This window comes from Streptomyces stelliscabiei (assembly GCF_014873495.1).
GTDB classification, from domain to species: domain Bacteria; phylum Actinomycetota; class Actinomycetes; order Streptomycetales; family Streptomycetaceae; genus Streptomyces; species Streptomyces bottropensis.
This window is the reverse complement of the sequence record NZ_JADBGF010000001.1, coordinates 1952690-1978915: the sequence shown is the minus strand read 5'-3', so window position 1 is coordinate 1978915 and position 26226 is coordinate 1952690. Positions and strand designations below refer to the sequence as shown.

The following is a 26226-nucleotide window of genomic DNA, read 5'->3' as shown; positions in this document are numbered from 1 at the left end:
CGGGGCCTCAGGTCTCCACCGGCGCGGCCTTGGTGAGAGCGTCCGCCGGGGTCGTGTGCGGCGGGAGCAGGTCGAGGATCGCCTGACGGTGGGCCTCGGGGGTGTTCTCGTCGTGGGGGTCCGGGGTGGCGGGGACCTGGAGGCGGAGGGTGGGGGCCGTGCCCAGGCGGGCGTAGCCGCGCCCCGGGGGGACGTCCGGGGCGGGGGTGGTGGGGGGTGCCGTGCCCAGGACCGTCTCCATCTGCTCGGGCGAGGCCGGGCCCAGGACGACGCGCGCGCGGGTCTGCCCGCGTACCGCGTCCGTGAGGGTGTCCAGATGGTCGAACTGTTCGGTGATCACGACGGTGACGTTGACCGCGCGGCCGTGCCGCAGGGGGACCTGGAGCAGGGACTGCGGGTCGCGCCGGCCGTCGGCCGCGGCGAGGTGGCTCAGCACGCTCGGGCGGTCGAGGAGGAGCCAGAGAGGGCGGCGGATGTCGTCCGGCGCGGGATGTCCCGCCTGACGGGCGGCGTTCGTGGCGATCAGCCGGCGTTCGGTCTCCTGGGAGGCCCACTCCAGGCTCGCCAGGGCTCCACCGAGCCCGCTCTCGACGGCGAGGACGCCGTCGCGGCCCGTGAGGCAGGCGTACTCGCCGCTGCCGCCTCCCTCGACGATGACGACGTCGCCGTGCTGCAGGGCCTGGAGGGCGATGCAGCGCAGGAGGGTCGTCGTGCCGCTGCCGGGTCCGCCCACGGCCAGCAGGTGGGGTTCGGTGGAGCGTGCGCCGGTGCGCCAGACGACCGGCGGCACGTCGCGCCGCTCCTCTCCGCAGGAGAGGGGGAGGGTGCGCTGGACGTGGACGGCGTCGGTGAAGCCGAGGACCGTCTCGCCCGGTGCCGTGACGAAGCGCTGGGCGGTGATGTCGCAGGCGAGCGGGGGGAGGACGGCGACGGTGAGTTCGTTGCCCTCCTCGTCCCAGGTGAAGCGGTACTCCCGGCCGCGGCCGGACTTGGCGTGCAGCAGCTGCTCGATCCGCGCGCGGGACTCCGCCTCGCCGTCGGTGAAGTAGGCGGGATACCGGATCAGCAGCCGGTTGACGCGGCCGGTTCCGTCGAACGCGTAGGTGGGGAAGGCGTCCTCCCAGGCGCCCCCGTGCGCGTAGAGGGGCTCGGGGTCCTCGGGGGACGAGAAGTAGGGGACCAGGGCCTCGTAGAGGGACCGCAGGCGCTGGGTCTGCGACTCGTCGGGGCCGGTCGGCTCCGCGACGGCGCCGGCGCGGCCCGCCCAGGCTGCCGCCGCCATCAGGGCGATGACGGCGAGCAGCGGGCCGTACGGCACCAGGGTCACGACCAGGACGACCGAGGCCGCCAGGAAGAGCAGTGACCCGCGACGGTCCTTCGGGGTCTGTGCCCATCTGAGCCGCCCGGCGGCGACCAGCCGGCGCAGTCCACGCGTGATCGTGATCAACGGGTGGAGGACGTCGGTGGCGCCGTCGGCGGCCGTCCGGGCCAGCTCCCGGCTCCTGGCGAGGTGCGCGCCGCCGCTGCTCAGAATGCGGGGGAGGGGGACCCGGGCCACGGCTGTCTCCTGGGGGGTGCGTGCGGATGGGGACGGGGTCAGAACTTGATCCCGCCGAGGAGGCTCGCGAGGCTTTCGCCGCCCGCTGTGATGCTCGGGGCGATACCCGTGCTGGCGAGGTAGAACCCGAAGAGGGTGACGACGATGCAGTGCGAGGCCTTCAGGCCGTCCTTGCGGAAGAACAGGAAGACGATGACGCCGAGCAGGACGACGCCTGAGATGTTCAGGATCATGTGGGTTCTCCTGGTTGATGGGGACAGTCACCATGAGTTCTTCCAGAGTCACGGCATGTATCCATACGATAAAAGGTGCAAAAGAGTGAAATTCGGCTGATTTCGCCCGAGTGGCCGAATCCTGGTTGGGCCGTCCGGGCCGGGCTGTTGCGCGGGACGGGACTCGGTGTGATCTTTGCCTCGGCTGTGTCCGCTGCCGCGTGCGGGAAGCCAGTACTCTGGCGATTCACCCGTTCGGCTCGAAGTGCGTTTGTGAGAGGTGGTCCCGGCGATGAGCGAAGCCCCCGACCCGGAGGTCGTGGAGCTGGCGACGAGGATCTTCGATCTGGCCCGACGGGGCCAGACCGAGGCGCTCGTGGCGTACGTCGACGCGGGCGTTCCGGCCGACCTCACCAACGACCGCGGCGACTCGCTCGTGATGCTCGCCGCGTACCACGGTCACGCCGACGCGGTGCGGGCCCTCCTGGCCCGTGGCGGAGAGGCCGACCGCGTCAACGACCGGGGGCAGACCCCCCTGGCCGGGGCGGTCTTCAAGGGTGAGGAGAGTGTCGTCCGGGTCCTTCTGGACAGCGGGGCCGATCCGGCCGCGGGCACTCCGAACGCGATCGATACCGCACGGATGTTCGGTAAGACAGAACTGCTCGAACTGTTCGCAGCACACTGATCCACAGGTTCTGACCAGGGAGAACACGAAAGACGGGGGAGGCGGAACGGGGCCGCCGGATATTTCGGTCGCGGTAGGAAGAACCGCCGGGTCATCATGACGTCGTGATTCACGGACATGATGGCTGGGCAGGTGTTGCCGCACCGCGTGGGCCGTGACGCGGTCCGCATGGGCCACCGACGAGAGGCAGAGGAAGATGGTCTACAGCAAGCAAGAGACGGCGGGCGCTCCGACGTGTTGTCACGCGGCCAGGTAAAGCAAGATCCCCGGTTGCGTCGACGCTTGATGTGAGGCTGTTTCCCATGTTCGAACCGGTCATAGCGCCCAGCGGTACGCTGCTCGGCCTGCTGCAGCGGGGCCGCGGCGACGGCACCCTGCACGCGCTCACCGCCCCGCGGGCCGAGGCGCTCGCGGCACTGAACCACTGTGTGCTGAGCGACCCCCGCCACGACTGGCAGGTGGAGAACCGCTCCCTGTACTACGCCCGTCTCTACCTCGACCTGAGCGGCGAGCTGGACGAGATCGAGCGGCACCTCTTCGACGCCGAGGACGTGCTGGACTCCGACGAGTCACGCACCGGGCTGGCCCTCGCGGTCCTCGGGCACCTCGCCTCGTACGGCAGGCGGGACGCGCTCGAACTGCTGCGCAGGTACGCCGCTGCCGGCACGAGCTGGGCCTGGGCCCTCGACGAGCTGGCCCTCAGGGACGACGACGAAGGGCTGCGCGCCCTCGCCGAACCCGTGCTGGCCCGCTTCACCACAGACCCGGAGGGCGAGGCCGAGCTGGCCGCCGCCGTCCGCGACGCCTTCGAACCGCGGCCCTGGCGGCTGTGGGCCGACGATCCCCGGGAGGCGGTCGCCACCCGCGTGCGGGCCGCCCAGGAGACCGGCTGCTTCGACCGCTGGCAGCGGCAGATGCGGCCGAGCGGGCCCCGGCCGGGGTGGAGCGTCAGGGCCGTGTTCGAGTGGGCCCAGCAGGGCATCGAACGCGGAGCCGTCCTCCATGTGCCGGCCGCCCGGTGTCTCACGGCCGTCGCCGGCCCCGAGGACCGGCCCGAGATCCTCCTCGCGGCCCGGACCGGGGACGACGGCGCCCGCTGCACCGCCTTGCGCTACCTCGCCGACGGCAACGATCCGGACGCCCTCGACCTGATCGAGGGCGCCGTGACCGACGGGACGACGACGGTCGTGGAGGCCGCCGTCGCCGCCTTCGAACGGATGCGCAGCCTGGCCGCCGTCGACCGGGCGCGTGGCTGGGTGCACCGGCCCGACCCGCTGGGCGCCGCCGCCGGACGCCTGCTCGCCTGCCTCGGCGGAGCCAAGGACAGCGACCTGGTGCTGGGCGCGCTGCGGGAGGCCGTACGGGGCGAAGGGCCCGACGCGCCGACCCTGTGGACGCTCGTCGACGGCACCGGCCGCCTCGGCATCGCGTGCGCCGCGCCCGTCCTGCGCCATATCTACCGCGAGACCGCCTCCTCCCATCTCCGCGGCCGCGCCGCCCGCGCGCTCGCCGCCACCGACCCCTCCTTCCCGGCCGGCTTCGCCGTCGAGTGCCTCTGGGACTGTGAGGAGACCACCCGCGAGATCGCCGCCCGGCACGCCGAGACCGGTGACACGCGCGTCGTCGACCAGCTCCGCCGGCTCGCCGCCGACCCGGCCGAGGAGGACGACGTCCAGAGCGCCGTACGCAGTCGGATCGGCCCCGACATGCCCGCCATGTGAACGCTCGGCGACCCGGAGGTCAGGAGGGCATGGACACGGTCTGACCTGGACAGGTGTGCAGCGCAACGCTCATGGGACGTTCCCCGCCAGGAAAGATCCACGTTGACGCGGCCACGTCCGGTGCGACGACAACACGGGTATGCGTGTCGTCATAGTGACCGAGTCCTTTCCCCCCGATGTGAACGGCGTGGCCCACTGCGCCCTGCAGACCGCGCGGCACCTCGTCGCGCGGGGGCACGCCCCGCTCGTCGTGGCCCCGGCCACCGCCCAGGGAACCGGGGCCGGAGCCGACCTCCAGGCACCGTGCCCCGTCGTCCGTGTCCCCTCCCTCCCGCTCCCGGGCTATCCCCAGGTCCGCGTCGCCCTCCCCAGCCGCCGGGTCGCCGCGGCGATCGTCGAACACCGGGCCGACATCGTCCACCTGGCCAGCCCCTTCGTCCTCGGTGTCCGGGGCATGGCGGCCGCCGCCCGCCTCGGTGTCCCCGCCGTCGCGATCTACCAGACCGATCTCGCCGGTTACGCCCGCACCTACGTCCACGCCGGTGAGGCGGCGGCCTGGCGGCGCATCCGCTCCGTGCACGCCGCCGCCGACCGCACCCTCGCCCCGTCCAGCGCGGCCCTGCGCGACCTGGAGACACACGGTGTGCCCCGGGTCAGCCTGTGGCCGCGCGGGGTGGACACCGTCCGGTTCCGCCCCCAGCTGCGCGACGAGGCGCTGCGCCGCCGACTGGCACCGGGCGGCGAGCTGATCGTCGGCTACGTCGGCCGCCTCGCTCCCGAGAAGCAGGTCGAACTGCTCGGCGGAGTGTGCGGTCTGGACGGTGTGAAGGTCGTGATCGTGGGCGACGGGCCCAGCGAGCCGGGCCTGCGCGAGGCCCTGCCCGGGGCCGTGTTCCTCGGCCGCCGCACCGGCGACGAACTCGCCCGGATCTTCGCCTCCTTCGACGTCTTCGCCCACACCGGCCCCTTCGAGACCTTCTGCCAGACCGTGCAGGAGGCCATGGCCAGCGGAGTCCCCGTGGTGGCGCCGGCCGCCGGAGGGCCGCTGGACCTCGTCGCCCACGGGCGCACGGGGCTCCTGGTCCCGCCGCGCGACGTGGCGGCCGTACGCGACGCCGTGCGGTCCCTGGCCGACGACGCGGAGCTGCGGGCCGTGTACGGGTCAGCAGGGCGGGCCATGGTCGAGGGGCGCACCTGGGCGGCCGTCGGTGACCAGCTCCTCGGGCACTACGCCGACGTGCTGTCGACGCGGACGGCGGTGGCCGCGTGAGCGGGGACGCCGCACGGAAGCTGCGGATCGTACGGCTCGCCAACTTCGTCGCGCCCTCCTCGGGCGGTCTGCGCACCGCGCTGCGGGAACTCGGCACGGGGTACGAGGCCGCCGGGCACGAGGCCGTGCTCGTCGTGCCCGGCGAGCGGTACACCGACAGCGCGACCGAGCAGGGCAGGGTGATCACCCTGCCCGGACCGCTGCTGCCGGGGACCGGTGGCTACCGGGTCCTCATGGACAGGCGGCGGGTGGCCGGCCTTCTGGAGTCGCTGGGGCCCGACCGGCTGGAGGTCTCCGACCGGACCACGCTGCGCTGGACCGGGGCGTGGGCCCGGCGGGCCAGGGTGCGCGCCGTGATGGTCTCGCACGAGACCGCCGACGGCGTGCTGCGCGCCTGGGGCCTCTCCGAGGGCATGGCCCGGCGGGCCTCCGACGCCCTCAACGTCCGTACGGCCCACACCTACGCGCGGGTGGTGTGCACCACCGAGTTCGCCGAACGGGAGTTCGTACGGATCGGTGCCCGGAACGTCGTCCGGGCACCGCTGGGCGTCGATCTCGTGGGACGGCACCCCGCCCTCCGGGACGCGGCGCTGCGCGGGCGGTACGCGCGCGGGGGCGAGATCCTGCTCGTGATGTGCTCCCGGCTGTCCGTCGAGAAGCGGCCCGGTACGGCCCTCGCGGCGCTGGAGGCGCTGATCCGGCGCGGACGGCGGGCCGTGCTGGTCGTCGCCGGTGACGGGCCGCTGCGCGGCAGGCTCGAACAGCGGGCGAAGGGGCTCCCGGTGACCTTCCTCGGGCACGTCGGTGACCGCGACGTGCTGGGCGCCCTGCAGGCCTCCGCCGACGTGGCCCTGGCTCCCGGCCCCGCCGAGACGTTCGGGCTGGCCGCGCTGGAGGCCATGGCCTGCGGCACGCCCGTGGTGGCCAGCTCGTCGTCCGCGCTGCCCGAGGTGATCGGCTCGGCCGGGGCGACGGCGGCGGACGACGGGGAGTCCTTCGCGGACGCCGTCGAGCTGCTGCTCGACCGGTCCGAGACCGACCGCAGGGCAGCGGCACGCGCGCGTGCCGCGTGCTTCGGCTGGCAGAGCGCGGTGGACGCGTTCCTCGCCGCGCACGACGCGACCGTCGGGCGCCCGGTACGGAAGGGCGTCGGATGAGAGCCGCACGGTTCGTGGCCCTCGGCGACTCCCTCACCGAGGGCGTGGGCGACCCGGTCGGGGGGCGTCGGCGGGGCTGGGCCGCGCTGCTCGCCGACGGGCTCGGCCCCGGTACACAGTTCGTCAACCTGGCCGTCAGCGGCGCCCAGACCCGCGAAGTGCTCGACCGCCAACTGCCCGCCGCGCTCGCCCTCCGCCCGGACATCGCCTCCGTCGTCATCGGCGTCAACGACACCCTGCGCTGCACCTTCGACATCCACGCCGTCGCCGCCCGCCTCGACGAGATCTACGGGGCCCTCCGGGAGCGGGACGTGGTGCTGCTCACCGCGTGCCTGCCCGACCCCGGGGCGATGCTCGGCCTGCCCGGGGCGCTCGCCCGGCCCCTCGCCCGGCGGCAGCGGGCCGTCAACACCGTCGTCCACGCCCTGTCCGAGCGGCACGGGGCGGTGCATCTGCACGCCTCGGAGGGTGCCTGGCTGACGGACCGTGCGCTGTGGAGCGCGGACCGGCTGCACCCCGGTGAGCGGGGGCACCGGCAGTTCGCCCTCCGCTTCCACGCGCTGCTCACGGGGGCGGGGATCGCCACGGGACCGGCGCCCGCCGCCGAGCCCGGGTCCCCGGCGCCCACGCGCGGCGACGGCCTGCGGTGGCTGGCCACCGCGGGGACGGCCTGGGTGGCCCGGCGCTGCACCGACCTCCTGCCGCAGCTCCTCACCCTCGCCGCCGCCGAGGTACGCCACACGGCCCGCGGCACCAGCGCCCGGCTGGACCTGTCCGCCTCCCACGCGGTGGCGGCGGCCCTCGCCGCGCTGACCGTGGCCGACCCGAGCCCGGAGGTGGCGTGAGCCGGCGCCGGAGGACCGGTCAGCGGCGGTGCCCCACGGCGACGAACCGCACCGGGGTGCCCGGCGTGGCCTGGGCCGCGGCGGGCAGGTCCGCCGGGTCGACGACCGCGATCACCGGGTAGCCCCCGGTGGTCGGGTGGTCGGCCAGGAAGACCACCGGGCGGCCGTCCGGCGGCACCTGGACCGCTCCCAGCACCATCCCCTCACTGGGCAGTTCACCCGCGCGCAGGCGCTCCAGGGCGGGCCCCTCCGTGCGCAGCCCGATGCGGTTGCTCGCCGACGAGACGGCATAGGGGCGCCGGGTGAGGGTGCGCAGGGCCGTGTCCGTGAACCAGTCGTCGCGCGGGCCGAGGGTCACGCGCAGGACGAGTTCGGAGGGCGGCGCCGGATGCGGGACGACGTCCACGCGCGCGTGGGGGTGGCCCGGACGGCCGAGCGGGAGCACCGTGCCGTCCGTCAGCGGCGGCGGGCCGAGGCCCGACAGCAGGTCCGTGGCGCGGCTGCCGAGGACCGGCTCCACGGTCACGCCGCCGGCGACGGCGAGGTAGCTGCGCACGCCGCAACGGGCGGCGCCGATGTCGAGGAGCGCCCCGCCGGGGACCCGTAGCGGGGCTCCCCACGGGGCCGGGCGGCCGTCCAGGGTGACGGCGCAGGGGGCCCCGCAGACGGCCATGGTGACCGTGGAGCGGGGGCGCACGGAGCAGCCGTTGAGGGTGGTCTCCAGGACGGCGGCCCCGGGGGGATTGCCCACCAGACGTCCGGCCAGCTCGGCCGCGGGCGCGTCGAGCGCTCCCGACCGGGGTACGCCGAGGTGGGCCAGGCCGGGGCGGCCCCGGTCCTGGACGGTGGTCAGGGCGCCCGCCCGGACCACCACGAGGGCGTGGTCCGTCACGATGCCCCCTCGGGTGTGAAGCGCACCCGCGTGCCCGGCGCCAGCAGGGCGGCCGGCACGCGCGCGGTGTCCCACAGCACGGCGTCCGTCGTACCGATCAGCTGCCAGCCGCCCGGGGAGGCACGCGGGTACACGCCGGTGTACGGGCCGGCCAGCGCGACCGATCCCGAGGGGACCGCCGTACGGGGAGTGGCCCGGCGCGGGACCTCCCGGGGCAGCCCCGTGAGGTAGCCGAAGCCGGGGGCGAAGCCGCAGAAGGCCACCCGGTACTCGGCCGCGGCGTGGAGACGGGCGACCTCGGCGACGTCGACACCCCAGTGGGCGGCGACGTCCGGCAGGTCGGGGCCGTCGTAGCGGACCGGGATCTCCACGACGTCCCGAGCGCGCGGGGGGAGGGGCGGGATGTCCCAGGAGGCGAGGCGTCCGGCGAGGCGGGTCGGGTCGGTGAGGCCGTCCAGGAGGACCGTCCGGGCGGCGGGGACGATCTCGGCCGCCGACAGCTCGCCCGTCTCGCGGCGGCGCAGCAGCTCGGCGTGGAGCGCCTGCGCCTCCTCGTCGGTGCCCACCTCGATCAGCAGCGCGCGGTCCCCGACCGGGAGCGCCCTCATGAGAACGCCTCCACACGCACGCCCGTCGCCGCCAGCTCGGCCCGTACCCGCCGGGCCAGTTCCACCGCGCCCGGAGTGTCGCCGTGCAGGCACAGGGAGCGGGCCCGGACGGTGATGCGCGTGCCGGAGTGCGACGTGACCGTGCCCTCGCCGGCGAGACCCACCGAGCGGGCCACCACCGCGTCGGCGTCCGTGATCACGGCGCCCTCACGGCCGCGCGGTACCAGCGTGCCCTCGTCGGTGTAGGCGCGGTCCGCGAACGCCTCGGTGACGGCGGGCAGCCCCGCCCCCTCGGCCAGCGCGAGGAGACGCGAGCCGGGCAGGCCGAGGACGGGCAGCGTGGCGTCGGCGAGGAGCACCCCGTCGACCACCGCCGCCGCCTGCTCCGCGTCGTGCACGACCCGGTTGTAGAGCGCGCCGTGCGGCTTCACGTACGACACGCGCGTGCCCGCCGCGCGGGCGAAGACCTCCAGGGCGCCGATCTGGTACGCCACCTCGGCCGCCAGTTCGGCGGACGGCACGTCCATCGCGCGCCGCCCGAAGCCCGCCAGGTCGCGGTACGAGACCTGGGCCCCGACCCGTACGCCGCGCTCGGCCGCCAGCTCGCAGACCCGCCGCATGGTGGCCGCGTCCCCGGCGTGGAAACCGCAGGCCACATTGGCGCTGGTGACGACGGACAGCAGCTGTTCGTCGTCGGTCAGCGTCCAGCGCCCGAAGCCCTCGCCGAGGTCGGCGTTGAGATCGATGGAGCTCATGAATGCCATTCTCCTGCTTGTTCGTCAGAGGACGCGGTACTGCTCGTCGCGGGCGTCGGTCAGGAACATCTGGCCCGGCGCGTGGGTGATCGCGAACGGCGGGCGCGAGGCCGTCACCGCGGCCTGCGGTGTCACTCCGCAGGCCCAGAACACCGGGATGTCGTCCGGCTCCGCGTCCACCGGGTCGCCGAAGTCCGGGCGGGACAGGTCCGCGATGCCGAGGCCCGCCGGATCGCCGCAGTGCACCGGGCCGCCGTGCACGGCCGGCAGCAGGCTGCTCTCGCGGATCGCGGTGGCCAGGTGCTCGGGCGGCACCGGACGCATCGACACCACCATCGGGCCGCGCATCCGCCCGGCGGGCCGGCACCGGCGGTCGGTGACGTACATGGAGACGTTGCGGCCCTGCTCGATGTGGCGCATCGGGACGCCCGCCCCGGTCAGCGCCGACTCGAAGGTGAAACTGCACCCGATCAGGAACGACACCAGGTCCTCCCGCCAGACGTCGACCACGTCCGTCGGCTCCGCCACCGGCTCGCCGTGCTCCCACACCCGGTAGCGCGGCAGGTCGGTGCGCAGGTCCGCGCCCGGAGCGAGCGGCGTCGTCCACGCGCCGGCGTCCGTCACGTCGAGCACGGGACAGGGTTTGGGGTTGCGCTGGCAGAACAGCAGCATGTCGTACGCCCAGTCGGCGGGCACCGAGATCAGGTTGGCCTGGGTGTGGCCGGCGGCGACCCCGGCGGTGGAGCCGGCGACCCCCGAACGGAACCGGGCGCGGGCCTTCTCGGGGGTCCACGCGTGCGCGTGCGGATCGACGGAGGTGAGGGGCGGGTCGTGCGGGGCGGAGGCGGTGGGCCGGTTCCGGGGCGTGCGGGCCGCGGGGCGGTGGTCGGTCGTCATGCGGTTCACACGAGTTCCTTTCCGCGCGTCTCCGGGAGGCCGAGCAGGGCCACCGCCGCGAGGCCGTAGCCGAGCGCGCCGAAGATCAGCGCGCCGCCCACGCCCCAGCTGTCGGCCAGGAAGCCGACCGTGGTGGGGAAGACGGCCCCCACGGCCCGCCCGGTGTTGTACGTGAAGCCCTGCCCGGTGCCCCGGACGGCCGACGGGTACAGCTCGCTGAGGAACGAGCCGAAGCCGCTGAAGATCGCCGACATGCAGAACCCCAGCGGGAAGCCGAGCACCAGGAGAAGGGTGTCCGCGCTGCTCGGGATGTTCGCGTACGCCAGGATGCACAGCGCCGAGAGCACGGCGAAGAGCCAGATGTTGCGTCGGCGGCCCAGACGGTCGGTGAGGTAGCCGCCGGTCAGATAGCCGATGAAGGCGCCGGAGATGAGGAAGGTGAGGTAGCCGCCGGTGCCGACGACCGACAGGCCCCGCTCCGTCTTGAGATACGTGGGCACCCAGGTCGCCAGCGTGTAGTAGCCGCCCTGGACGCCGGTGGAGAGCAGCACCGCGAAGACCGTGGTGCGCAGCAGACCGGGCGAGGCGGCCGTGCCCCGTCGGAAGATCGCGGCGAACGAGCCCTTCTCGGCGCTCCTCTCCCGCGCGGCGGCGGCCTGCGGGGCGTCCTCGACCGAGCGGCGCACCCAGATCACCAGGAGCGCGGGCAGCGCGCCGGTCCAGAACATCACGCGCCAGGCCAGGTCGTCGTCGAGGAAGGAGAAGACGGTCGTGTACACGATCACGGCCAGTCCCCACCCGACCGCCCAGGAGCTCTGGATCGCGCCGAGCGTACGCCCCCGGTGCTTGGCGCTCGCGTACTCGGCGACCAGGATCGCGCCGACCGCCCACTCCCCGCCGAAGCCCAGCCCCTGAAGGGCGCGGAAGACCAGCAGCGTCTCGTAGTTGGGCGCGAAGCCGCAGGCCACGGTGAACACCGCGTAGGTCACCACGGTGATCATCAGGGCCTTGACCCGCCCGATCCGGTCCGCGAGCACGCCCGCGGCGGCGCCGCCGATCGCCGAGACGACCAGGGTGACCGTGGTGAACAGCCCGGTCTGGCCGTCGTCCAGGCCGAAGTAGGCCGTGAGCGCGACCATGCTCAGCGGCAGCGTGAAGTAGTCGTACGAGTCGAGCGCATAGCCGCCGAACGCACCGCCGAAGGCGCGGCGGCCGCGCGGGCCGAGGGCGCGCAGCCAGCCGAACGCGCCGTCGTCGAAGGCCGGTGGGGCCGTGTCGGGCTGGGGTGTGGAGGTCGGGACCGGGGAGGGAGGGGTCGTACTCATGGGCACCTCGCGGTGAGGGGGAGAGTGCGTGAGACAGGGAGCCGGGCCGGGCCGGAACGTGTGGCGCCGAGCGTCGAACGGAGGGGCGCCTGTCCAGCAAGGTAGAGGATCGTTGAACGATCCTTCAATACCTATGTTGTCTCGTTCTCGAGTCTGCGATTGAATTCCGGCATGGCCGCCGAACTGACCGGACTTGCCGACGACCGCGCCCTCCTGGGTCGCACCAGCACCGCCGAGCGAGTCTCGGACATCCTCCGCAGCCGGATCGCCGAGGGCTTCTTCCCGCCCGGGACACGGCTGTCCGAGGACAGCATCGGCGGCGCCCTCGGCGTCTCCCGCAACACCCTCCGCGAGGCGTTCCGCCTGCTCACCCACGAACGGCTCCTCGTCCACGAGCTCAACCGCGGAGTCTTCGTGCGGGTCCTGACCGTCGAGGACGTCGAGGACATCTACCGCACCCGCCGCCTCGTCGAATGCGCCGTCGTACGCGGCCTCGGAGCCCCGCCGTACGGGCTCGACCGGCTCGCCGAAGCCGTCGCGGAAGGGCAGCGCGCGGCCGACGAGGACGACTGGAAAGGCGTCTCCACCGCCAACATCCACTTCCACCGCGAACTGGTCGCCCTCGCCGGCAGCGCCCGCACCGACGAACTGATGCGCAGCGTCTTCGCCGAACTCCGGCTCGCCTTCCACGTGGTGGACGATCCGCGCGAGCTGTACGAGCCGTACCTGGCGCGCAACCTTCTCATCCTGCGGACCCTGCAGCGGGGGGAGCGGGAGGAGGCCGAGCGGCTGCTGGCGGCGTACCTGGACGACTCGCTGAAGAACCTGGTCACGGTGTACGGGCGACGGGTGGCCGACGTCTCCTGAGGCGACGCACGGCTCGGGCGGAGGCGTCCCGGCCCCGCCCGGCGGAACGATTTGGGTCGTTGTCGGACCCAGGACCTACTCTGTGCACCGTGACTTCACCCGCATCGACGGACAGCGTTCCGCCCCAGCCCGGCGCGGGGCCGCGCCCGGCACCGGGCCCGGCCGCCGACGAGGGTCTGGCGCGGCGGCTGCGCGCGCTCGCCTGCACCGCGCCGCTGCACGACCTGGACGCGCGCAAGGCGAACCTCGCCGGTGAGTACTCGGTGTACGGCATGGCGGAGGTCGCCCTCGCCGCCATCGACCTGGTCACCCTGAACATGGACTTCGACACGGGCGCGGACCACGACCAGATCGTCGCCCGCCTCATCCCGCGCATCGCCGCCCAGGCACCGCGGCGGCCCGTCGAGGAGCACGAGCGGGTGGCCCGCTGGGTCCTGGAGAACCTGATCAACGTCGGCAGTGTCGACCGCGGCTTCCGGGCCGTGTACGGGACGTTCGCGTCCGACGGCACCTACGTCCGCCGCGACTACGACTTCAAACTGATCGAGGAGGTCCCCGGCTACGGCGGCGGTGTCTACCTCCGGACGACCGACGAGGCCGTCAACGTCCTGGTGGGCGCCCTCGACACCGATGTCACCAGCGCCCAGATCGCCGCCGAGGTCAAGCTGGAGGTCCTGATCAGCCGGGGCCGGCTCGCCGACGCCCAGCTCGCCGCGGAGCAGGCCCGCTACCGGACCGTGCAGTACTCCGAGACCCTGCGCAGGGCACTGGACGCCACCCGGCGCAACGTGCGGGCGGTCGACTGGCTCCGGACCGTGCCCGACATGATCGCCGAGGCACTCGACCACGTCGCCGACCGCTACCGCCACGAGAACGCGATCCTCACCAACATCCGCAAGGCCCGCGACGAGTCCGAGGAACCCGAGCACAAGCGGCGCGCCGCCGAGCTCGTGGACATCGTCAAGGACTGCATCCGCCGCCACACGCAGCTGCAGTCCCGGCTGCTGGAGGCCGGACCGCTGTTCCGCGCGGAGCAGGACCGGCAGGCCTTCGCCACGCCGATGACGACCTCGGGGACGGACCTCTACGGCCATCTCCTCGCGCCCCTGCTTCCGCTGCCCGTGGAGGAGGCCCGGCGGGTGACCGACGCGTTCTTCGCACGCGGTACGGGCCTGCGCACGCCGGGGTCCGTGCGGGTCGGGGACCTCGTCGAGCTGCTGTTCACGCCCCCGGTGGAGCGGGAACACCTCGGGGCTGAGATGCCCGAGCCGGATCTGATCGCCACACCCGACGACAGCCGGTTCAGTGAGGAGCAGCTGGCGGCGGCGAAGCGCCTGCTGGATCTGCCGGCGGACGCGCCGCGCCGGCTGTCCGGCCTGTTGGCCGAGGCCCGCCTCCAGGATCCTGAACTGCCCTACCTGGTGGCCCTGTTGGCGGTTCACGCGGCCAGCCCGCCCGTCGGTACGGCCTATCGGCAGGGCGAGGAGAAGCTGTTGTTCGCCGTGGACGACGGGGTGGAGCTGGACGATCCCGAGTTCGGTGGGGCGGATCTGATCGTGGGGATGGCCCTGCTGGATTCCGCGGGGATGGCGGCGGACAGGGAGGCGGCGTGAGGACGCCGCCGGGGTTCCGGCCGTCGTTCGTGTGCGGGTTGTTCGTGGCTGATCGCGCGGTGCCCCGCACGGTGTACCGCGCCCCTGGAGAGTCGCTTGCCGTACCGCCTGGTGATGAGATCGAGGAGTTCCTGCCGTGAGTGAGCATGTCGAGTGGAGTGAGCCGGAGACGGCCACCGCTCCGGTGGCTGCCGCCCTCACACCCGCCGATGCCGCCGACGCCGCCCGGCTCGTCGCCTTCGGGCTGCAGCCGAAGCTGCAGCCCGCCCGTGACCAGGAGTACGGAGAGCTGTTGCGGCGGTACCGGGAGGATCCGGGGTTCGCGCGGCTCGCCGATGCCGTGGCCACCGGGCTGGGACTGGTCGTGCTGGAGGTGTCACCGCGGGCGGGCATGGCGGTGACGGCGGCCGAGGACTCCGTCTTCGCCGTGCGGATGGGGGACTACGCGCGACGGACGGCGGCGGACTCGGTGGACCGGTTCCTGCACGGGCTGGCCCATCTCGCCGTGGCCGCCATGGCGTTCCCCCGGCCGGAGGACCTCGCGGACGACGGGTACATCGGGCGGGTATCGGTCAACGGGGTCGACGCCTTCGTCCGGCAGGCCTGCCGCCGGCTGGAGGAGCGCGCCGAGGAACAGGGCGAGAACACCGACCCGGCGACCGACGCACCGGGCCTGGAGTCGGCCTGGCGGATCTGGGCCAGACGCAGCTCCACCGGCGCCACCAAGGACGCGCGCCGCCTGGCCGGGTCCACCACCGGCATCATCGGCAAGGCCGTGGGCTTCCTGACCGACTCGGGGTTCCTGCAGCGCACCGGCGACGACAACGGCGGTACGTACCGGACGACCGCGCGTTACCAGCTCCAGGTGCGGGACATGGCGGGCAGCGCCGCGATGGCCGAACTGCTGGAGCTGGGCATCGTGCCCGTCACCGACGGCTCGGCCACGCTGCTGCCCGCCGAGGACACCGACGATCTGGAGCTGGTGGCCGACGCCGGCCTGCCGTTCCACTCCTGAGCGCACCGATCGGTCCCCGTCGCTCCAAGGTCGCTCCTGAGCACCACGACCACCCGTCCGCCCCTACGACCCCGCCCGACGTCGGCCCGCCGTCACGACCGCACCGCACGAACCAGCCTGACGACCGCACCGCACGAACCACCCTTACGACCGCGAAAGTCCGCCGCCATGTACGAGCTGTCCCGGATCCGCCTCTACTCCATCGGGCCGGCCGGTGCGCGCTACGCCGACACCGTGCTGGATCTGCGGGGTGTCGGCGCTCACGTGCCCGACCCCGCGCCGCAGCAGGCGGAGTTCTTCGAGGACGAGCCCACCGGGCCGCCGCGTCGGCCGGCACCCGCCGGTGTCCTCTTCCTGGAGAACGGCGGCGGCAAGTCCGTCCTGCTCAAGCTGATCTTCTCGGTGATGCTGCCGGGCCACCGCAACACCCTGGGCGGCGCCAGCTCTGGTGTGCTGCGCAAGTTCCTGCTGGCCGACGACTGCGGGCACGTCGCCCTGGAGTGGCAGCACACGCTGACCGGCGAGTGCGTCGTCGTGGGCAAGGTGAGCGAGTGGCGGGGCCGGCAGGTCTCCGGCGACCCGCGGAAGTTCGCCGAGGCCTGGTACTCCTTCCGGCCCGGTCCGGGACTGAGCCTCGACAACCTGCCCGTGGCCGAGTCCACCACCGTCCGCCCGCCCGTCGAGGGCGCCTCCGGCGCGCAGGGCCGGCGGCGGACCATGAAGGGCTTCCGGGACGCCCTCACCGAGGCGGGCAAGGCGTATCCGCACCTCGAAGTGCACTGGGAGGAGATCCACGACCGCTGGAACGAGCATCTGACCGACCTCGGCCTCGATCCGGAACTCTTCCGCTACCAGCGGGAGATGAACGCCGACGAGGGCGAGGCCGCCGGACTCTTCGCGGTGAAGAAGGACTCCGACTTCACCGACCTGCTGCTGCGGGCCGTCACCGACACCCGTGACACGGACGGGCTCGCCGACCTGGTCGGCGGGTTCGGCAACAAGCTCGGGCGGCGGGCGGAGCTGATCGCCGAGCGGGACTTCACCGCCGGGTCCGTGGATCTGCTGGGCCGGATCGTCGAGGCCGCCGAGGGCCGCGCACGGGCCCGGGACATCCACGCGGGAGCCGAGCGGCGCACACGCACCCTGGCACGACGCCTTTCGGCGCGGGCCGCCCGGGAGCGGCTGCGGGGCACCGACCTCGCCCAGCGGACCACCGCCGCCGCGTACGCGGTGACCCACTGCGAGGCCGCCTGTGACCGCAGCGCACTGATCGCGGCCGAACTCGCCTACCGACACGCCTCGTTGGCGCTGGCCGCCGCCGAGAAGTCGGCCGCCGCGCAGAAGCGGGAGCTGGCCGACGCGCGCACCCTGCACGCCGCCTGGCAGGCCGCCGAGGCCGTGCTCAGGCACCGGGCCGCCGCCGACCGCGTCGCCCGGGTGGCAGCGGCCATCCAGGAGGCCGAACGGGACGCGGCCCCCGCGCTCGCCGCCCGCGCCAAGGCCGCCGTCGACCTCGTCCGCGCTCTGCACGCCGCCGCCGAGAGCGCCGAGAACCTGGCGAACGAGGGCGAGGAGAAGTCGGTCGCCCTGCAAGAGGTCGGTGAGGCCGCCCACCGGGACGCGACCGTCGCCGCCACCGAGGCGCAGCGCGCCCGCAGCGAGGTCGGGCACCTCAGGCAGCGGCTCGGCGAGGTCGAGCAGGAGACCGCCGAGGCCGTCCGCGCGGGCTGGCTCGACGACACCGCGCCCGACGCCGACCCGGCCCGTGCCGCCCTCGCCGCGAGCGACGCCGAGAAGACGGCCGTGGCCGACTGGGACACGGCGCGCGAGGCCTCGCGTCGCGCCTCCGAGCACGCCCGGGAGGCCGCCTCCGCCGAGTCCCGCGCGGAGCTGACGGCCGCCCGCGCGGCGGACGCGGCGACCGCCGCCGAACGGGCCTACGACGCGGAGCGCCGCACGGCGGAGGCCCTGGCGGGGGAGGAGCGGCTGGCGGAGCTGCTGAGCCTGCCGGGTGCCGCCGGCCGGGGAACGGGCGGCGTGCCGGGGCCTCGCCGGGGCGGGGCCGAGACCGACGCCGACGCCGGTGCCGACGACGGCACGCGGGGCGCCCCGGGCCACGTCGGCGGCACAGAGGGCCCGGCCGGACCCGGCCCCCTCGGCTCGGGCGATGTCACCACCGGCGCCGTCGGCCGGGCCGACACGGCGACCGGGGGGAAGAGTGTCTCCGTGCCCGCCGCCCGCGCCCGGCGCTCCGCGGCCGACGCCGTCGCACGCGAACTCGCCACCGGCCCCCTCACCCCCGAGGAGCTGGACCGCTTCGCCGACGAACTGCGCGAACTCCTCGACGACAACGTGACGTCCGCCGAGCGCCACCTCTTCGAGCTGCGCACCGCCGCGGCCGACGACTCCCGCATCCTGGGCGCCCTCGGCGACGGCGGGCTGCTGCCGCCGGGCCCCGACGTCCTGGCCACGGTCGAGTTCCTCGGCGAGCACGGCATCCCGGCCCTGCCCGGCTGGCGCTACCTCGCCCAGGCCGTGGACCCGGTCGACCACGCACGCGTGCTCGCCGCCCGCCCGGAGCTGGTCGACGGGGTCATCATCACCGACCCGGCCTCCCACGCCCGGGCCCGCGAGGCACTGAGCGAGGCGGCACTGCTGCCGAGGTCCGCCGTCGCCGTCGGCACGGCGGCCGCCCTGCTGGCCCCGACGCCGCCGGTCGACGCGGGCGACGGCTTCTCCTCGGACGTGTTCCTCGTCCCGCCCAACCCGGCCATGCACGACGAGCACGCCGCCGACGAGGAGCGCCGGACGCTGCGCGCGCGGGCGACCGAGCGGGACGAGGAGATCCGCCGGCTGGCGGCCCGGCTCGGCAAGGACCGGGAGCTGGCGGCCCGGCTCTCCTCGTGGCGCACGGGATGCCCGGCGGGCCGGCTCACCGAGCTGGCCGCTGCCGCGGGGGAGACACGGGCGTTCGCCGAGGAGGCCGAGGCGGAGCTCTCGGAGGCACGGACCGTCCGGGCCGAGACCGAGGAAGCGGCGGCCGAGGCGGCCCAGGTGCGCGACGAACGGCAGGAGGCCGCACAGAAGGCCCGCCGCGCCGCCGACGCCCTCGCCGGACTCGCCTACCGGTTGCGTGAGCGCGCCGGCTGGCAGGTCAAGCTCCGCGAACTCGCCGACGAGGCCGCCGAGTCCGAGGCCCGCGCCCAGTCCTGTCTGGAGCGCGCCCGCGCCGCCGACGAGGACCGCCGCGCCACCCAGCGCGCCGCCGACGACGCCCGCCGTACGGCGCGTGCGCTGCGCGCCGAGCGCGCGGAGATCGCGGGCGCCCCCGACGACGTACCGGAGAGCGACCCCGACGCGCCCAGGCACCCCCTCGCGGCCCTCCGCGAGGCCTATCGAGCCGCCTCCCAGGTCTACGAGAAGGTCGGCGTCGGCGCCGACCTGCGCGCCGAGCAGGCACGGGCCGAGAGCGACGAGAGTTCCGCGATCGCCGAACTCGGCCGGCTGACCAACAAGGTCCGTAACCGCGCCGAACAGCTGCTGCAGTCCCCCGACGGCTCCGACGCGCCCTCCCGGCAGGCCGCCGTCGCCCGCGCCGAGGAACTCGTCCAGCTCCTGGAGAGCCGGGTGTCCCTGTCGAGCGAGCAGCTCGGGCGGCTGCGTGGCGAGGCCGAGCGGCACGCCCCCGAGGACGGCGACGCGCACACCGAGCTGCCCGAGGACCTGCACCCGCGCGACGCCGAGCACGCCCAGGCCCTGCTGCGCACCGCCACCGCCGAACTCGCCTCCCGGGCCGAGCAGCTGGCCGGGGCCCGCGAGGCCCACGCCGAGCTGCTGGAGTCCCACCGCGCCGCCGAGGACGCGGCCGGCGGCTTCGACGAGACCGCCGCCCTGCTCCGGGACCTCCTGCGCGACCACTCCACGGACGACGACCAGGAGGAGCCCGAGCCCTACCCGGGCGGCCCCGAGGAGGCACGCAGGGCCGCCGCCGAGGCCCGCCGCTCCCTGCGCGGCTGCGCCGCCGACCTGTCCGCCGCCGAGGGCTCCGTACGCGAGGCCAGTGACATCCTCGTGCGCCACGCCAACTCCACGCGCTACGAGCAGGTCCGCACCCCCGCCCGTCAGCAGATCCGCGAGCTGCCCGCGGCCTCGCTCCCCGAGCACGCCCAGAAGTGGGCCGACGCGTTCGCGCCCCGCCTCAGGGTCCTCACGGACGAGCTGGCCCAGCTGGAACGCAACCGGGACTCGATCGTCGACCGGCTGCGGGGCCTGGTGGAATCGGCCCTCGCCACGCTCCGCTCCGCCCAGCGGCTGTCCAGGCTCCCCGAGGGCCTCGGGGAGTGGTCCGGCCAGGAGTTCCTGCGCATCCGCTTCGAGGAACCCGACCAGGCCACGCTCACCGAGCGGCTCGGTGAGGTCGTCGACGAGGCGACCCGCGCGGCCGTGAAGAAGAACTCCGACATGCGCCGCGACGGCATGTCCCTGCTGCTGCGGGGTGTCGGTGCCGCGCTCCAGCCCAAGGGCATCGCCGTGGAGATCCTCAAGCCGGACGCCGTGCTGAGGGCCGAGCGTGTCCCCGTCGGGCAGATGGGCGACGTCTTCTCCGGCGGCCAGCTGCTCACCGCCGCCATCGCTCTCTACTGCACGATGGCCGCGCTCCGCAGCAACGACCGGGGCCGGGACAAGCACCGCCACGCGGGCACGCTGTTCCTGGACAACCCCATCGGCCGCGCCAACGCGACCTACCTGCTGGAACTCCAGCGCGCCGTCTCCGACGCGCTCGGCGTCCAGCTCCTCTACACCACCGGCCTCTTCGACACGACCGCACTGGCGGAGTTCCCGCTGGTGATCCGCCTGCGCAACGACGCCGACCTGAGGGCGGGCCTGAAGTACATCAGCGTGGAGGAACACCTCCGCCCGGGACTGCCCAAGCAGCCCCAGGCGGGGGAGGCGGCGCACACCGAGATCACGGCGACACGCATGTACAGGAGGCCCACGACGACCGCGCCCTGAAGGGGCGCGGGGGACTGCGGGATCAGCCGACACGGACCCGCAGTCGCCCCACGCCCCCAGGCACCCTCCTGCTCAGGCGTCGGCTTTCAGAAGATCCGCGCACTTCTCGCCGATCATCATCGTCGTGATGCACGGATTCACCGTCACCAGATCCGGCATCACCGACCCGTCCGCGACCCGCAGCCCCTCGATCCCCTTCACCCGCAGTCGCGCGTCCAGCGGCGCCGAGGCGTCGTCGTCCGCGCCCATCTTCACGGTGCAGGCCGGGTGGTAGACGGTGTTGTGGGTCTTCTGGATGTAGTCGAGCAGTTCCTCGTCGCTCCGCACGTCGGGCCCGGGCGCCAGTTCGGCCCCCGCCCAGCCGCTCAGCGCCGGCTGCGCCGCGATCTGCCGGGCGAGACGAAGGCCGTACGTCATCACGCGCACGTCGTGCTCGTGCGTGAAGTAGCGCGGGTCGACCTTCGGCTTGTCCCGGTAGTCCCGGGTGCGCAGCCGCACGGTGCCCCGGGACTTCGCCCGCGTCACGTTCGGCGTCAGACAGAACGCGTTCTCGGAGGTCGGGTAGCCGTGACGGGCCGTGTTCATGTCGAACGGCACGGACCCGTAATGGAACATCAGGTCGGGGCGGTCCAGGCCCGGTTCGGTGTCGTAGAAGATGCCCGCCTCCCACCACTGGTTGGACTCGGTGGGCATCGGCTGTGCGGCCTCCCACATGATGACGCCCTCGGGGTGGTCCTGGAGGTTCTCGCCGACGCCCGCCGAGTCCACGACCACGTCCACGCCCACCTCGCGCAGCTGTTCGGCGGGGCCGATGCCGGAGAGCATCAGGATCTTCGGGGTGTCGATCGCGCCGCAGGAGACGATGACCTCACGGCGGGCACGTACCGTCCGGGTGTGGATGAGGTCCGGGTCCAGATACTCGGCGCCGACACAGCGACGCCCCTCCAGCACCAGCTTCTTGGCGCGGACCCCGGTGCGGACCTCCAGGTTGGGGCGCCTGCCCATGATCGGATGGAGGTACGCCACCGAGGAGGACTGCCGGATGTTGTTCTCGTCGGAGTTGATCTGGAACCAGTTGGCACCCCGCACCACCGTCGTCCCCGTGTTGAACGGCGTCGTCGGGATACCCGCCTGGGCGCACGCCTCCAGCAGCGCGTTGCCGCACGGGTCCTCGCTCTTGATGGTGCGCAGCTTCACCGGTCCGGAGCGCCCGTGGTGCTCGCCCGGCGCGTCGTTGGTCTCCAGGCGCCGGTAGAGCGGGAAGAGGTCGGCCGCGGACCAGCCCGTACAGCCTGCGGCCGCCCAGTCGTCGAGGTCTTCCGCCGGCGCCCAGAAGGCGATGCACGAGTTGTGGGAGGAGCAGCCGCCGAGGACCTTCGCCCGCGCGTGCCGCATGAAGCTGTTGCCGCTGGCCTGCGGTTCGACCGGGTAGTCCCAGTCGTAGCCGGACTCCAGCAGGCCCATCCAGCGTTCCAGTTTCAGGACGTCGTCGTCGCCGACGTCACTGGGGCCCGCTTCGAGTACACATACCGTGACCGACGGATCCTCGGAGAGTCTGGCCGCGACGACGTTTCCCGCGGTGCCGCCGCCGACCACGACGTAGTCGAATTCGTCTGCCTTCATGGGGGTCGACCTCCTGCGTTGCTGTGCTGCCGTGCCGTTGTGCTGTGTCGGACTGGGGGAGGAAACCGGCTCTCAGTCACCCGCCGGAGCGGCCACCGGGGCGGCCGGCGGTACGGGCGGAGACGTGGGCCCGGCGTCCGCGATCACGCGGTGCTCGGCGAGCACACCGGTCTTGTGCCGCTGGATGAACCAGTAGTAGGCGAAGCCGCCGCCGGCGATGATCCCGACGAAGAGGACCGCGCCCCACTGCAGGTACCAGTGGAACGGGGCGGCCGCGTTGTAGACCGCCGCCCTCGGCCAGATCAGGTTGAGGGTCATGCCCGCGCCCCACACGACGGCGAGGATGTTCACGACGACCCCCCAGCGGCCCAGGGAGAACCTGCCGTCCCCGGCCGGCTGCCACGTGCCGCGCAGCCGCGCCACGAGCATGGGCACGGTGACGCCCAGATAGGCCAGGTAGATCATGATGATGCCGATGCTGGTCACCACGGTGAAGATCTGCGGCTGACGGATGTTGACCACGAGGATGCCCAGCGCCAGCACACCGATGATCACGGTCGGCAGCACCGGCGTCTGGAAACGCGGGTGGATCTTGGCGAGCTTCGAGGAGGCGGGCAGGTTGTTGTCCCGGGCCATGGCGAAGGTCAGCCGGACGGCGGCGGTGTGCACGGCCAGGGCGCACACGGTGACCGCGATCAGGACGCACCACAGCATCGCCTTGCCGGCCGTCGGGCCGAGCACGTTGAGCACGACGTACTGCAGACCGTCCGTGGACAGCTGCTCACCCTTCAGGCTGGAGACGCTCATCAGCGCCAGCAACAGGATCAGACCGCCGAGGAGGAAGGAGGCGATGATCGCCCGGATGATGGCGCGCGGCGCGTTCCGGGTCGGGTCCAGGGACTCCTCGCCGAGCGAGGCGGCCGTGTCGAAGCCGTACATGACGTACGCGGACGCCAGCGAGGCCACGAGGAACGCGCCCAGGTACCCGTTGCCGTACGCGTCGCCGGTGCCGTTGGTCTCCATGACCACCTGCGGGCCGCGGGTGATGTGCACGGCGAACAGCACGATCAGGACGACGGTGGCGATCAGCTCGATGAACACGCCCGCCGTGTTGATCCGGGCCATCAGCTTCACGCCGAAGGCGTTCACCGCGGTGGTGAACGCGATCAGCACCGCGGCCAGGATGACCGCGTTGGTCGCCACGTCGTACGTCCCGGTGCCGTCCCCGACGAACTGGAACACGTCGGAGATCTGCGGCAGCGTCAGCTGGTAGGCCAGCGCGACCGCCGCGATCGACACGACGGAGGCGGTCAGCATCATCCAGCCGGCGAGCCAGCCCAGATGCGGATTGCCTATCTTCTTCGACCAGTTGTAGACCGAGCCCGCGACCGGGTAGCGGGCCGCCAGCTCGGCGAAACACAGCGCGACCATGAACTGGCCGACGAACACCATCGGCCAGGACCACCAGTAGGCGGGGCCGCCGCTGGCGAAGCCGAAGTAGAACAGCTGGAAGGTACCGGTGAGGATCGAGATGTAGCTGATCCCGGCGGCGAAGGTGTGGAAGTTGCCGAGCGTGCGCTTGAGTTCGGGCTTGTAGCCGAACTCGGTCAACTCGGTGTCGTCGGAGGCGTTCTTGGGGCCGGTGGGTTGCTCGATGGTCGTCATGAGCGGACTCCTGGTGGGCCTTGGGGAGGAGGGGGAGCGGCTCTTGCGGGTGCCGGAAGGGCGGGGGAGGGCGTGGGCGTGATGCGGGGGAGAGGGAGCACCCGGGGAGCGGGCGTGCAGAGGAGGGGGCCGTCGGAGGCCGTACGAAGCCGCGAGGGCGCCGTGTGGGAGAAGGGGCGGAGCTAGGCGAACCAGCCCTGGGGCGCGGGAGCCGTGTTGCGCCAGATGTGCTTGGCCTCGCGGTACTCGGCGAGCCCCGCGGGCCCGAGTTCGCGGCCGAAGCCGGACTGCTTGTAACCGCCCCACTCGGCCTGCGGCACGTACGGGTGGTAGTCGTTGATCCAGACCGTGCCGATCCGCAGCCGGGCCGCGACCCGCTGTGCCCTGGCCTCGTCGGTCGTCCAGACGGCACCGGCCAGGCCGTAGATCGTGTCGTTGGCCAGCCGTACCGCATCGTCCTCGGTGCTGAACCGTTCCACCGTCAGCACCGGCCCGAACGACTCGTCCTGGACCACGGACATCGTGCCCGTGCACTCGTCCAGGACGGTCGGCAGATAGTAGAAGCCCTGGTCGTAGGCGTCGCCGCTCGGTCGCTCGCCGCCGCAGCGCAGCACCGCGCCCTCGGCGACGCCCCGGGCGACGTACTCCTCGACCTTCGAGCGGTGTGCCGCCGAGATCAGCGGACCGGTCTGCGCCGACTCGTCGAACGGGCCGCCGAGCCGGATCTCCTTCGCCCGGCGGACGACCTCGTCGACGAACCGGTCGTGCAGCGAGTCCTCCACCAGGAGGCGGGCACCCGCCGAGCACACCTGCCCCGAGTGCAGGAAGACCGCGGTCAGCGCCATGTCGACGGCCGCGTCGAAGTCGGCGTCGGCGAAGACGATGTTCGGGTTCTTGCCGCCCAGCTCCAGGGCGACCTTCTTCACGCTCGCCGCGGCGTTGGCCATGAGTCGACGCCCGGTCTGCAGTCCGCCGGTGAAGGAGACCAGGTCCACGTCCGGGTGCTCGGAGAGCGGGGCACCGGCCTCCGGGCCCGCGCCGAGGACCAGGTTCGCCACGCCCGCGGGCACCCCGGCCTCCTCCAGGAGGCGCATCAGGTGGATCGCGGTGTGCGGGGTCAGCTCGCTCGGCTTGAGCACGAAGGTGTTGCCGGCCGCGAGCGCGGGGGCGACCTTCCAGGCCGTCTGGAGGAGGGGGTAGTTCCAGGGGGTGATCAGCGCGCACACACCGACCGGCTCGTACACGACCCGGCTGTCGACGCCGGCCTGGCCGGTGTCGACGACCCGGCCGGTCTCGGCCGTGGCCGCGCGCCCGAAGTAGCGGAAGCAGTTCGCGATGTCGTCGATGTCGTACTCGCTCTCCACCAGCCTCTTGCCGGTGTCGAGGGACTCGGCGCGGGCGAGCGCGTCCTTGTCGCGTACGAGCAGGTCGGCCACCCGCAGCAGCAGGTCACCGCGGTCGGCGGGTGATGTGCCGGGCCAGGGGCCCTCGTCGAAGGCGCGGCGTGCGGCCGTGATCGCCTCGACGGTGTCCTTCGCTCCGGCCTCGTCGACGACGGCGACCAGGCTGCCGTCGGCGGGACAGCGGATCTCGCGCGTCCGTCCGTCGAGCGCGGATCGCCACGCTCCGCCGATGAAAAGTTCGGGCATGTCTCTCGTTCCTCCTGGTCAGCGCCGTGAGGCGGGCGCCCTCGCGGCTGTGCGCCTAACCGGAAGACCGCGTTCTATGCCCAAGAGAAGGTTAAATGTGACAGTCGACACGCCTGGTCAGGAGCCTGGACTTCCGAGGAACCGGCCCGGTGGGACCGGCGCACCACCCTTCCGGCACCCTCGCGACGCCATGGCCGAACGCGGACGTTCGCAGGTTTCGGCGCGGGGGCGCAGGGGCGCGAGAGCATGCGGGGTGGGCCCACGCCTCGCATGGGCCCACCCCGTCGTCCTGCGCGTCGTCCTACGGGTGCGACAGCTGCCCGGCGCCACCGCGTCGACGTATCCGTGCCTGTGCGCGCTCCGTCGTCCGTGCCTCGCGGCGGGCCCGCCGCCGCTCACGGCGCAACGAGCGCGCCGTGCTGCTGGGCGCGGAGATCACGCCGTTGCGCTGGTTCCACACCTGGCGGGTCACCCAGACATCGAGCACGCCCCAGGTCGCCGCGATCGCGCTCGCCAAGGTGCTCAGCACCATGGGGAACGCCGGCCACGAGTCCGCCAGCGTGCACAGAACCGCCACCATCGCCTGGACCAGGGTCGCCGCGATGATGAGGACCGCACGCACCGCCGCCGTCCGCACCGGGTCGGGCAACCGCCGCCTGCGCGCCGGTTCCTCGATCCACAACGGCCTGTAATGCACCCGTTCTTCGTCGCCACGGGCGGAGAGCCCCCGTACCTTCACCGCGATGCTCTCCCCCGTCAGGAGGCCGCGCTCCGATTCCCGAGCGCTTCGCTCCGCCCTCTCGGGCGTCGCCACTCCGTCCCCGGGCGCCATGCGCCGCTCCGCCGTGCCCATCAA

Annotated in this window: 20 protein-coding genes; 9 read left to right on the top strand and 11 right to left on the bottom strand. The window is 73.4% G+C overall.

Features of this window, described 5'->3' with window-relative positions:
* Positions 1-7: 7 nt before the first annotated feature.
* Positions 8-1558, bottom strand: coding sequence for a hypothetical protein (locus H4687_RS08570; RefSeq protein ID WP_050398537.1), 1551 nt, complete (start codon positions 1556-1558; stop codon positions 8-10).
* Positions 1559-1596: 38 nt separating this feature from the next.
* Positions 1597-1791 carry a hypothetical protein gene (locus H4687_RS08565; protein WP_005485586.1) on the bottom strand — a complete coding sequence of 65 codons (195 nt, stop codon included), beginning with the start codon at positions 1789-1791 and terminating at the stop codon, positions 1597-1599.
* Between the two features lie 271 nt (positions 1792-2062).
* On the opposite strand from H4687_RS08565, the gene H4687_RS08560 reads away from it, so the two are divergent.
* The 5 genes from H4687_RS08560 to H4687_RS08540 all read left to right on the top strand — a co-directional run bounded on the left by H4687_RS08560 (position 2063) and on the right by H4687_RS08540 (position 7448).
* On the top strand, positions 2063-2455 hold the full coding sequence (locus H4687_RS08560; protein ID WP_046918850.1) for an ankyrin repeat domain-containing protein: 393 nt from the start codon (positions 2063-2065) through the stop codon (positions 2453-2455).
* A 302-nt stretch (positions 2456-2757) separates the two neighbouring features.
* On the top strand, positions 2758-4176 hold the full coding sequence (locus H4687_RS08555) for a hypothetical protein (RefSeq protein ID WP_046918849.1): 1419 nt from the start codon (positions 2758-2760) through the stop codon (positions 4174-4176).
* Positions 4177-4315: 139 nt separating this feature from the next.
* Complete coding sequence (locus tag H4687_RS08550; RefSeq protein ID WP_046918848.1) at positions 4316-5446, top strand: glycosyltransferase family 4 protein; 1131 nt, start codon at positions 4316-4318, stop codon at positions 5444-5446.
* The gene (locus H4687_RS08545) at positions 5443-6603 is read left to right on the top strand and encodes a glycosyltransferase (RefSeq protein WP_046918847.1); all 1161 of its coding nucleotides are present in this window, start codon (positions 5443-5445) and stop codon (positions 6601-6603) included. Before H4687_RS08550 ends, H4687_RS08545 begins: the two co-directional genes overlap by 4 nt.
* The gene (locus H4687_RS08540; protein ID WP_046918846.1) at positions 6600-7448 is read left to right on the top strand and encodes an SGNH/GDSL hydrolase family protein; all 849 of its coding nucleotides are present in this window, start codon (positions 6600-6602) and stop codon (positions 7446-7448) included. The genes H4687_RS08545 and H4687_RS08540 overlap by 4 nt, the downstream gene beginning before the upstream one ends.
* Positions 7449-7467: 19 nt before the next feature.
* Here the strand turns inward: H4687_RS08540 and H4687_RS08535 are convergent, their stop codons facing one another.
* Genes H4687_RS08535 through H4687_RS08515 form a run of 5 tightly spaced genes read right to left on the bottom strand, consistent with a single transcriptional unit; the run spans position 7468 to position 11925 of the window.
* Positions 7468-8340, bottom strand: coding sequence for a 5-oxoprolinase subunit C family protein (locus H4687_RS08535; RefSeq protein ID WP_046918845.1), 873 nt, complete (start codon positions 8338-8340; stop codon positions 7468-7470).
* Positions 8337-8948, bottom strand: coding sequence for a 5-oxoprolinase subunit B family protein (locus H4687_RS08530; RefSeq protein WP_046918844.1), 612 nt, complete (start codon positions 8946-8948; stop codon positions 8337-8339). Before H4687_RS08530 ends, H4687_RS08535 begins: the two co-directional genes overlap by 4 nt.
* Positions 8945-9703, bottom strand: a complete 759-nt coding sequence (locus tag H4687_RS08525; RefSeq protein ID WP_046918843.1) for a LamB/YcsF family protein — start codon at positions 9701-9703, stop codon at positions 8945-8947. Before H4687_RS08525 ends, H4687_RS08530 begins: the two co-directional genes overlap by 4 nt.
* A gap of 24 nt (positions 9704-9727) precedes the next feature.
* The gene (locus H4687_RS08520; protein WP_046918842.1) at positions 9728-10609 is read right to left on the bottom strand and encodes a putative hydro-lyase; all 882 of its coding nucleotides are present in this window, start codon (positions 10607-10609) and stop codon (positions 9728-9730) included.
* Entirely contained in the window at positions 10606-11925 is a 1320-nt protein-coding gene (locus H4687_RS08515) for an MFS transporter (RefSeq protein ID WP_050398539.1), read from the bottom strand. Before H4687_RS08515 ends, H4687_RS08520 begins: the two co-directional genes overlap by 4 nt.
* A 171-nt stretch (positions 11926-12096) precedes the next feature.
* Between H4687_RS08515 and H4687_RS08510 the strand changes: the two genes are divergently transcribed.
* The 4 genes from H4687_RS08510 (at position 12097) to H4687_RS08495 (ending at position 20433) form a co-directional block, all read left to right on the top strand.
* Positions 12097-12792 carry a GntR family transcriptional regulator gene (locus H4687_RS08510; protein ID WP_046919905.1) on the top strand — a complete coding sequence of 232 codons (696 nt, stop codon included), beginning with the start codon at positions 12097-12099 and terminating at the stop codon, positions 12790-12792.
* A gap of 89 nt (positions 12793-12881) precedes the next feature.
* The gene (locus H4687_RS08505) at positions 12882-14405 is read left to right on the top strand and encodes a membrane protein (protein ID WP_046919906.1); all 1524 of its coding nucleotides are present in this window, start codon (positions 12882-12884) and stop codon (positions 14403-14405) included.
* Positions 14406-14541: 136 nt separating this feature from the next.
* Complete coding sequence (locus tag H4687_RS08500) at positions 14542-15420, top strand: hypothetical protein (protein WP_046919907.1); 879 nt, start codon at positions 14542-14544, stop codon at positions 15418-15420.
* Positions 15421-15588: 168 nt separating this feature from the next.
* Positions 15589-20433, top strand: coding sequence for a hypothetical protein (locus tag H4687_RS08495; protein ID WP_046919908.1), 4845 nt, complete (start codon positions 15589-15591; stop codon positions 20431-20433).
* Positions 20434-20505: 72 nt separating this feature from the next.
* Here H4687_RS08495 and H4687_RS08490 read toward each other — a convergent pair whose 3' ends face one another.
* The 4 genes from H4687_RS08490 to H4687_RS46300 all read right to left on the bottom strand — a co-directional run bounded on the left by H4687_RS08490 (position 20506) and on the right by H4687_RS46300 (position 26223).
* Entirely contained in the window at positions 20506-22056 is a 1551-nt protein-coding gene (locus H4687_RS08490) for a GMC family oxidoreductase (RefSeq protein ID WP_046919909.1), read from the bottom strand.
* 72 nt (positions 22057-22128) lie between these two features.
* Positions 22129-23721, bottom strand: a complete 1593-nt coding sequence (locus H4687_RS08485; protein ID WP_046919910.1) for an APC family permease — start codon at positions 23719-23721, stop codon at positions 22129-22131.
* 182 nt (positions 23722-23903) lie between these two features.
* Positions 23904-25370, bottom strand: a complete 1467-nt coding sequence (locus tag H4687_RS08480) for an aldehyde dehydrogenase family protein (protein ID WP_050398540.1) — start codon at positions 25368-25370, stop codon at positions 23904-23906.
* Between the two features lie 301 nt (positions 25371-25671).
* Positions 25672-26223: a hypothetical protein gene (locus H4687_RS46300; RefSeq protein ID WP_078907281.1), complete on the bottom strand. Its 552-nt coding sequence runs from the start codon at positions 26221-26223 to the stop codon at positions 25672-25674.
* Positions 26224-26226: the final 3 nt, after the last annotated feature.

What these genes read in the sequence shown, in the direction of transcription:
- H4687_RS08565 (WP_005485586.1), bottom strand. Translation starts at nt 1,791, where the DNA reads ATGATCCTGAACATCTCAGGCGTCGTCCTGCTCGGCGTCATCGTCTTC.
- H4687_RS08560 (WP_046918850.1), top strand. Translation starts at nt 2,063, where the DNA reads ATGAGCGAAGCCCCCGACCCGGAGGTCGTGGAGCTGGCGACGAGGATC.
- H4687_RS08555 (WP_046918849.1), top strand. Translation starts at nt 2,758, where the DNA reads ATGTTCGAACCGGTCATAGCGCCCAGCGGTACGCTGCTCGGCCTGCTG.
- H4687_RS08550 (WP_046918848.1), top strand. Translation starts at nt 4,316, where the DNA reads ATGCGTGTCGTCATAGTGACCGAGTCCTTTCCCCCCGATGTGAACGGC.
- H4687_RS08540 (WP_046918846.1), top strand. Translation starts at nt 6,600, where the DNA reads ATGAGAGCCGCACGGTTCGTGGCCCTCGGCGACTCCCTCACCGAGGGC.
- H4687_RS08530 (WP_046918844.1), bottom strand. Translation starts at nt 8,948, where the DNA reads ATGAGGGCGCTCCCGGTCGGGGACCGCGCGCTGCTGATCGAGGTGGGC.
- H4687_RS08525 (WP_046918843.1), bottom strand. Translation starts at nt 9,703, where the DNA reads ATGAGCTCCATCGATCTCAACGCCGACCTCGGCGAGGGCTTCGGGCGC.
- H4687_RS08515 (WP_050398539.1), bottom strand. Translation starts at nt 11,925, where the DNA reads ATGAGTACGACCCCTCCCTCCCCGGTCCCGACCTCCACACCCCAGCCC.
- H4687_RS08510 (WP_046919905.1), top strand. Translation starts at nt 12,097, where the DNA reads ATGGCCGCCGAACTGACCGGACTTGCCGACGACCGCGCCCTCCTGGGT.
- H4687_RS08495 (WP_046919908.1), top strand. Translation starts at nt 15,589, where the DNA reads ATGTACGAGCTGTCCCGGATCCGCCTCTACTCCATCGGGCCGGCCGGT.
- H4687_RS08490 (WP_046919909.1), bottom strand. Translation starts at nt 22,056, where the DNA reads ATGAAGGCAGACGAATTCGACTACGTCGTGGTCGGCGGCGGCACCGCG.
- H4687_RS08485 (WP_046919910.1), bottom strand. Translation starts at nt 23,721, where the DNA reads ATGACGACCATCGAGCAACCCACCGGCCCCAAGAACGCCTCCGACGAC.
- H4687_RS08480 (WP_050398540.1), bottom strand. Translation starts at nt 25,370, where the DNA reads ATGCCCGAACTTTTCATCGGCGGAGCGTGGCGATCCGCGCTCGACGGA.
- H4687_RS46300 (WP_078907281.1), bottom strand. Translation starts at nt 26,223, where the DNA reads ATGGGCACGGCGGAGCGGCGCATGGCGCCCGGGGACGGAGTGGCGACG.